Source organism: Sphingomonas sp. BL-S-28 (genome assembly GCF_055521515.1).
This window is the reverse complement of sequence record NZ_CM145483.1, coordinates 1,914,733-1,922,611: the sequence shown is the minus strand read 5'-3', so window position 1 is coordinate 1,922,611 and position 7,879 is coordinate 1,914,733. Positions and strand designations below refer to the sequence as shown.

Sequence of the window (7,879 nt, the reverse complement as noted above, 5' to 3'; positions counted from 1 at the left end):
CGCCCTCCCCGGGGCAGGTTTTCGCTGCTGTAAGGCAGGCGCCACACAGCAGGAATCCGGAACAACACATAAAAATTCAGGAAAATTATTCTCTTACGCAAATCTGCAGAGAAGCTTTTCCGCCGTTTTCCGCCCCGTTAAAGCGCGGAAAATCACCCTGCCTTCGCCGCGGACGGGGAAAGCAGGGTGATGAATCGCGCCGAAAATCAGGGCTGGCCGGCGACCGCCGCCAGTGCTTCCCACTTCGCCTGCGAAGCGATCTGCGCAAAGATCGCCGGCAGGGCGCCGGCATCGCGCAGGCGCAGGAAAGCGTCGGCCGGCAGCGCCTCGAACCGAGCGCGGTCCACCGTGTGGTATTCCACCAACAGGCTCGGCTCGGCGGCACCCGGCGCGGTGTAGTGGACGCGCTTCACTTCGAAGAGGTCCAGTTCCTCAAGCAGGCTCACCAGCAGGCGCGTGCGCGCTTGTGCCGCTTCATAGTTCTCGCAGAACCGCAGCGCCTGCAGCGTCAGTTCGGTGGGCGTGCCGTCTTCGAACAGCGCCACCGCGCCCGCGTCATCGCCCTTGACCGCCACGCGGCCCGATGCGTGATCGAGGCACAGGATCAGCCGGTCGCTGCCCTCGTCCCGCGCGAATACGAAGGGATAGCGGCGCAGATAGGCCGGGATGTAGGCGCCGGGGCGATAGCCGCCCTCGGCAACGAACAGGTTCTTCTCCGCCTCAAGCGCGGTGACCACGTAAGGCTGGCGATCGTCACCGAAGAACAGGATCGGGTAATCGAGCGCGGCGCGCTCGAACTCGTCGACCGAAAGCTGCACCATCGGCGCGGCGGCGGCGAATCCGAAGTCGGTAGGCGCGACAATGACCGCCGCATCGGCGTGCGTGGCGGAATGCACCGGGCGTGGATCGCGATAGAGCGGCAGGCTGCCGTTCACTTGCGGGCCAGCGGCAGGCACAGCCTTGCCCGCGTCAGTTGCCTTGCGATTTTTCTGCTTCGATTCCGTCATATGCCCCACCAGTAATTCCATGTCTGTCGCTGCCCGGCCCCATCGCGCGCGATGCCCCATGGCCGGCAGATGTCCGTTAGTTCACCTGTTAGATCAGCGACTTACGCGAAGCGCCCATATGCAATGGTTTGCTAGGGTGCAAGCGCGTGTGTCGCCTTTCTTTCGCCGTGACGCCAAATTGGCGCAATCCGTTCATCTACTTATAGACGCATTCCCTGTGGAAACGGCGGTTTACACGCATTTAACCATGACCTGATGGTTGTGTTCAAAAGGGGTCATTCATGACATCGATGTCGGAGATTTATCTGATATATGTCAAAACCCGGAATAGTCGTTTTTTGACAGCGCATTAGTTGATGAATTAGGGCCTATCGCAAGCACGATTGCATAAAACGCCCCGATCACCGCCCTTGAAATTTCGCCGCTCAGGCCGCACTATGCTGCGATGCACAATGAGTTTATCCCGGACGTACGCGCATGAGCGAGACCCGAATGCAGATCATGGCGGCGATCGCGCATCAGCGCACCGTGATGACGCAGTACAATGGCGCTGCGATCAAGCTGGCGCCGCATCTGCTGTTCGAACGGCACGGCGATCTCTTCGTCAGCGCCCTGAACATGAGCAAGGCCTGGCGCACGCCGGAAGAACAGCGGCTGGGTCAATTCAAGCTGGCCGGCCTCTCCGCCGCGGAAGTGCTGGACGAGACTTTCGCGCCCCTGCCCGGCTATGAAGCCACGCTGCCGCGCGAAGGGGATACGCTGGTACTGGCGGTCTGAACAAGACCGTCAGGGGAGTTCCGAAAGCCTGATAGCGCCTTCGGGCAGGCGATAGCCCGGCACTTCCCAGGCCACGTCATGCACGATCGGCTGCGCCGGCAGGGTGCGGCGGCGGAACAGGTTCATCCGCCACTCCCACCGCTCACGCGCGAAATTCCAGTGCTTTTTTGGAATGAATTCGGCCAGCGCCCATAGCCATGGATGCATGCCGTAGTGGACCTTCGCCTCGGGACTGGCTGGCGCGTAGGGGCCGGGGGTCTCGCCAAGCACTTGCGCCAGCCGGTCCGGATCGAGCAGCAGACCGGCCTTGCGCGCTTCGGCGGCCATCCACGCCAGCGGATACTTGGACATCCCGCTCTCCGCCTCCGGCCAGCCGCCGCCGACATCGCAATGGGTGCCGGGAAACCAGACCTCACGAATGTCGCGCCGGGGATCCTCGCGAAACCAGTTGACGCGGAAGAACCCGCGCCGCTCGTCCAGCGCCTTGGCATGGCGGACAATTGCGACGTCCGGATTGAAGCGGGTGTAGGGAATGGTGAGCGGGCTGCCGATCCAGCCGACCGAATTCACGGTATCCCACACGCCCAGAAAATGCACCGGGCAATCGCGGGCGGAAATCGTGCCCTTGAAATCGCGCGCCAGTTGCGCGCGCGCCTTGTAGGGATCGCCGGGCTGGGCGCGTGCCATGGCCCAGAGCATCTTGACGGCATAGGGGACCAGGGGGTCGTTCCCCCGCATCGCCAGGCCATAGCAATGGAGCATCGCCGCCACCACGCGCGCGGTATAGGCGCCCCGGCTGAATCCAAAGATGTAGACACGGTCTCCGGGCCGGTAGGTGTCGGCCAGGTAGCGATAGGTGTCGGCTATGTCGTCCTGAAGGCCATAGCCGAATGCAAGCCCGGCCAGTTGCCCCAGCCACCGCCCGGTCTTCGTGCCGATGCCCGTCGGCGCGCGGGTGCCGATGCCGGGATGATAGTAGACAGCCTGCCTCGCCTCATCCTTCACCAGCGCGTGAAAGAGTTTGATAACGCTGGTGCGGTCTTGCGAGAACTGGTTCGAAGTACCGTCGCAGCAGACGACGATATTGCGGCCCGTATAGTCCTGCCCCTGTTCGTCCGCCATACGGCCCCCACCCAGTCGCGATAGGGGCGAGGATGCCTCTATTCGGGGGCAAGTTCCAGCGCATAGAACCGCGTGTCCACCGCCATGCGCGGAAAGCTTTGCGGTAGGTCCGCCGCGTCGATCAGGCGGAATCCGTGCTTTTCGTAAAAGCGATGCGCGGCGAGGAAACGGTCGGTCGTGCCGAGGAAGACCTCCCGCATCCCCGCCGCGCGCGAGCATTCGAGCAGCCGGGCCAGAAGCGCCTGCGCGACGCCAAACTCCCTGCCCCGGAATTCGGCCGCGACGAACATCTTGCGCAAGGCCCCGATTTGGCCCCCACTGGGCCCGCCCCCGATGTCCTTCATGGCGATCGTGCCGACGATCCGGCCTTCATGCTCCGCGACCAGGAATTCGCCCGAACCCACCTGATAAAAGGCCGGAATCGCGCGAAGATCGGGCTGGTCGTCGGCCGTGATGGCAAGGCCGAATTCCTCCCGCTGGATCGGGAGGATCACGTCGACGACGCCCTGTTCGTCCGCGGGAACGAAGGGCCGGATCACAAGGCTGCTCATGCCCGCCGATTAGGCAGCGCAGCGGATCAAGGCAAGCGATCCGCCGCGCTGCCTATCGATCAGGAATCGGCGTCCGGCTTGACGTTGGCATCGTCGGCCGAGACGAAACCATCGTGGTTGGCATCGTGGCGCAGGAACATCGCCCAGCCCGATGCGTCGAATTCGGCATGAGTGATGCCGCCGGACTTGTCGCTGTCCAGCACACCGAACCGCACATCGGCCTGGCGCATCTGGCGCGTGCGCTCTTCCTCGCGAGAGGCGGCAGGTTCGGTCAGCAGTTCCTTTTCCAGCCGCTCCCGATAATCGCCGACATATTCGTCGTGAGAGAGCACACCGTCGTGATTGCGGTCCATTCGCGAGAATTCGGCGTCGCGGCCGCGCTGGTATTCGTCCTTGCCGACTTTGCCGTCGCCGTCGAGGTCCTGCTCCTTGATGAACGTCGCGCGGTCGTGAGAGGCGGCGTGAGCGGTGCCCGTCACCGCCAATGAGGCGGCCAGAGCGAGGGCAATGCGGATCGATTTCTTGGTCATGGTTTTTCTCATTCGCTTACGGAATAGGTCAGGGCATAGGTGTAGCTGCGCGCGGGATCGGCGCCGGCGGCGTTCACGCGGTGGCGGGTCATCGCGAAGTAGAGGCCCGGCTCCGGCGCGGTGATGCTGAAGCGGCCCTGCGCGTCGCTGGTGATCAGCGGCAGGCGGCGGTTTTCCACCTCGCCGGGGCGGCCTTCCTCCACTTCGACATCGGCGTTCGCCAGCGGCTTGCCGTTGAACAGCACCTGGAATTCGGCGGGCTTTCCGGCGCGGATGGCGGCAGGATGGGTGATCGCGCGATATTCGATGCCCTTGCCGGTCGGCGCCAGCGCGGCCTGTGTGGGGGTGCCGCGGCTGACGTAAGTTTCGGCCTTGGTCATGCTCTGCATATCCACCGGCGTCACCCCGGCGGGGAGCGGGCGGCGCGGGTCGATGAATTCCCACTGGCCGTCGATCAGCGCAGCCTTGGCGACGCGGCCCTGCCGTTCGCCGCTGGTGATGCGATAGGTGCCGTCAGCCGGCGTCGGCACTTCCAGTACGGCCAGATCGCGCAGCATCACCGGCTTCAGCGGTGCCGCCTGCCCATCGGGGCCGACGACCTGATAGGCGTCGGACTGCATGGCGATGGCCGGCACGAAGACGTGCTCACTGAACGCCGCCTCCACCGTCACATGGTCAGCCTTACCCAGCGTGAAGCCGTTGGGAAGAAGGTAGGGCGAATGGGCGAGCGCCGGCGCGGCCGCGAGCACGGGAAAGGCGCAGCTGGCCAAGGCCAGCGCAAGCCGCAATCGGTTCGAACGAGTCATGAAAATCCATCCCCTGAAAAGCGAATGCGCGGCTCGTCTCACAAACTCTATTGCGAATCAATAGCAGTAGGATAAATGAGCAGCGTTGGCGCTCTTGGGGATGCGCCTGGGGCTCTCTCATTCTCGGCGGGAATTGCGCACGGTCGCGGCGCTCCTGCCTGTGCTTATTGCTATTGCCTCGCATTCGTGGAAAGGAATCATTGATGGATAAGGGTCTGCTGACAGGAACGAGCAAGGCGAGCATCGGCTGGGCCGCTGCGGCGCTGATTCTTGCCGTTCCCTGCACCCCTGCGCTGGCGCAGACTGCGGATGGCGCGTCGAAGGACGATGCCGTTCGGCTGGGCAGCTTCCCGGTCAAGGCGAAGGCAGAGACTGACGATGCCGACGCCGATCGCAGCAGCACCGGCAAGCCCCGCGTCCTCACCACCACGACCACGGCGGAAACCCTGCGCGAACGCATGGTGGACAGCCTTACCGACTATGCCCGCCGCGTCGATGCCGGGGTGAATTTCAATCCGAACAACAATTCGATCAACATTCGCGGGCTCGATTCGAACCGCGTGCTGACCACGATCGACGGCATCCGCACGCCCTGGCTGGAAGACGGCGCCCGCGGTGTGCAGGGCGGCGTCGCCTCGTTCGATTTCAACTCGCTGAGCGCGATCGACGTGGTGCGTAGCGCCGATTCCAGCTTCTTCGGCACCGGCGCACTGGCCGGCACGCTGGCGCTGCGCACGCTCGATCCCGAAGACCTGCTGGTGGACGGCAAGACCCAGGCGGGCCTTGGCAAAGTCACGTACGACAGCGCCAGCGACAGCATCTTCCTGAATCAGGCGGCCGCCGTGCGCAGCAAGGATACGCTGTTCCTGATCCAGGGCGGCTACCAGAACGGCAACGAGACCAAGAACCAGGGCAATACCGGCGGCACCGGCTCCACGCGTACCGATCCGAACCCCGCCAGCTATGACCAGCTCAACCTGCTGGTTAAGCTCCACCAGTACCTGCCCGGCGGCCACCGCCTTGGCCTGACCGGTGAGATTTTCTCGCGCGATTACAACGAGAATACGCTGACCAGCGTGGGATCGACGTACTCCACCTACATTACCGACGAGAAGACCAAGCGCAAGCGGATCTCCGGCAGCTATGACTATCAGGGTGACGGCGGCACGATCCGCGAGGCGCACCTTGTCGGCTACTGGCAGCGCAGCAATCTGCAGACCTATACCGACGGCACACGCAAGACCGTGCCGATCGGCCAGTACATCCGCGACAGCGACCTTCAGGTGGAGATGTTCGGCCTGAACGGCAATATCACCGCCGATTTCCAGACCGGATCGATCTCCCACGCCGTCACCGTGGCGGGCGAAGCCTATCGCACCAACACCAGCCAATACGCCGCCGGGCAGGACAACTGCACCGCCGCGATCTATTCCTGCTCGTTCCTCCACGTGAACCAGTCGGACATGCCGACCGTGCACGGCACCGACCTTGGCTTCGTCATTCAGGACCGCATCGGCTTCGGCGCGGCGGACTGGCTGCATGTGACGCCGGGCATCCGCTACGACTACTATCGCCGTTCGCCGCAGGACACGCCGACTTACACCGAAAACGCCGCCTACGAGGGCCTGCCCGCCAAGTCTTCCGACACGCGCTGGTCGCCCAAGGTGCTGGTTGAAGCGCAAGTGCTTTCGAAGCTGACGCTCTACGGCCAGTATTCGCAGGCCTTCCGCGCGCCTTCCGCCACCGAGCTTTACCTCACTTACGGCGGCACCGGCAGTTACGTCAGCATCGGCAATCCGGACCTGAAGCCCGAAACCAGCAAGGGCTACGAATTCGGCGCCCGCTTCGGCGATGACAAGCGGGGCCTGCGCGTGGCCTATTACCACAACAACTACCATAACTTCATCGACACGGTGACGACGACCGCCGCCGCCGCCGGGCTTTCCGGCAGCTATCCCTTCGGCGTGTTCAAGTACATGAACCTCAACCGCGTCCGCATCTACGGCGTGGAAGCCAGCGGAAACTGGGAATTCTCCAAGAACTGGCGGACCTGGGCCTCGATCGCCTATGCCAACGGCAAGAACACCGAGGACGACTACCACCTCAACTCGATCCCGCCGCTGCGCGCGGTTCTGGGCGTGGGCTACAGCCACGAAAACTTCGGGCTGGACCTGTCCGGCACGGTGGCCGCATCGCGCAACAAGGTGGAAAATCCGGCGTCGGACCTGAACAAGACGCCCAGCTATGGCATCATCGATGCAACCGCATGGGTGCGTCCTGCGTTCGCGGAGGGCTTGCGCATTCAGGTCGGTGTCTACAACCTGCTGGACAAGACCTACTATAACGCGCTCGACCTGCCCGACAGCGGCAGCATCGGCAAGCTGTTCTATTCGCAACCCGGCCGCACCGTGAAGGCGACCGCGCTGATTTCATTCTGACCCGTTCTGAAAGGCCCGTACCGGATCATGACCCAACCTGCTGACAACGCGCTGGCACCCACGCTGGTGCAATCGCTTCGCGCCGGGACGCACGACATGCATGATCGCCTGGACAAGGCGATCATGGCCGCCGATCCCTTCGCCAGCGTGCCGGGCTATGCCCGCTTCGTGGAGATGCAGTACTTGTTCCACCGCGACATCGCCGCGCTCTATTCGGTCGAGGCCCTGCAGTACGTTCTGCCGGGCCTTGCCGAACGACAGCGGATAGATCTGATCGCGGCGGACCTTGCCGATCTGGACCGCGCATTGCCGGAGGCCGATGGCCCTCCGGCATTCGCGGACGGCGCGGCAGTGGACGTGCCCACCGCGCTCGGCTGGCTCTACGTTGCCGAAGGTTCGAACATGGGCGCGGCGCTGCTGCGCAAGGAAGCCGCCAAGATCGGGCTTTCGGACAATCACGGCGCCCGCCACCTCGCCCCGGCACCGGAAGGCCCGGCGGCGCATTGGCGTGCTTTCGTGGCCGGGCTGGATGCCGCCAATCTCACTGAAGAGGAAGAAGAGCGCGCCGTGGCCGGTGCCAAGGCCGCATTCGAACGCGTCCGGTCGCTCGCCGATGCCCGCTTCGCCTGAGCGGCCCGACAATACCGA

8 protein-coding genes are annotated in these 7,879 nt (G+C 63.9%); 3 read left to right on the top strand and 5 right to left on the bottom strand.

Translation table 11 applies throughout. The features are described from left to right. Positions 1-206: 206 nt before the first annotated feature. Complete coding sequence (locus ACZ1JC_RS08160; protein ID WP_465140043.1) at positions 207-1,007, bottom strand: SapC family protein; 801 nt, start codon at positions 1,005-1,007, stop codon at positions 207-209. Positions 1,008-1,484: 477 nt separating this feature from the next. Here ACZ1JC_RS08160 and ACZ1JC_RS08155 point away from each other — a divergent pair, with 477 nt between their 5' ends. After that, positions 1,485-1,784, top strand: coding sequence for a hypothetical protein (locus ACZ1JC_RS08155; RefSeq protein ID WP_465140044.1), 300 nt, complete (start codon positions 1,485-1,487; stop codon positions 1,782-1,784). 9 nt (positions 1,785-1,793) lie between these two features. Here ACZ1JC_RS08155 and ACZ1JC_RS08150 read toward each other — a convergent pair whose 3' ends face one another. From ACZ1JC_RS08150 to ACZ1JC_RS08135, 4 genes are read right to left on the bottom strand one after another with little or no spacing between them, the layout of a single operon-like run. Continuing rightward, a complete protein-coding gene (locus ACZ1JC_RS08150; RefSeq protein WP_465140045.1) occupies positions 1,794-2,906 on the bottom strand; it encodes a DUF2235 domain-containing protein in 1,113 nt (370 codons plus the stop codon). Positions 2,907-2,944: 38 nt separating this feature from the next. Further along, positions 2,945-3,457, bottom strand: a complete 513-nt coding sequence (locus ACZ1JC_RS08145) for a GNAT family N-acetyltransferase (protein WP_465140046.1) — start codon at positions 3,455-3,457, stop codon at positions 2,945-2,947. 59 nt (positions 3,458-3,516) lie between these two features. Beyond that, a complete protein-coding gene (locus ACZ1JC_RS08140) occupies positions 3,517-3,987 on the bottom strand; it encodes an EF-hand domain-containing protein (RefSeq protein ID WP_465140047.1) in 471 nt (156 codons plus the stop codon). 8 nt (positions 3,988-3,995) lie between these two features. Further along, positions 3,996-4,793 (bottom strand): DUF4198 domain-containing protein, encoded by a 798-nt coding sequence (locus tag ACZ1JC_RS08135; RefSeq protein ID WP_465140048.1) that lies wholly within the window; start codon positions 4,791-4,793, stop codon positions 3,996-3,998. Positions 4,794-4,996: 203 nt separating this feature from the next. On the opposite strand from ACZ1JC_RS08135, the gene ACZ1JC_RS08130 reads away from it, so the two are divergent. Further along, positions 4,997-7,231: a TonB-dependent hemoglobin/transferrin/lactoferrin family receptor gene (locus ACZ1JC_RS08130; RefSeq protein ID WP_465140049.1), complete on the top strand. Its 2,235-nt coding sequence runs from the start codon at positions 4,997-4,999 to the stop codon at positions 7,229-7,231. A 27-nt stretch (positions 7,232-7,258) separates the two neighbouring features. Continuing rightward, a complete protein-coding gene (locus ACZ1JC_RS08125) occupies positions 7,259-7,861 on the top strand; it encodes a biliverdin-producing heme oxygenase (protein WP_465140050.1) in 603 nt (200 codons plus the stop codon). Positions 7,862-7,879: the final 18 nt, after the last annotated feature.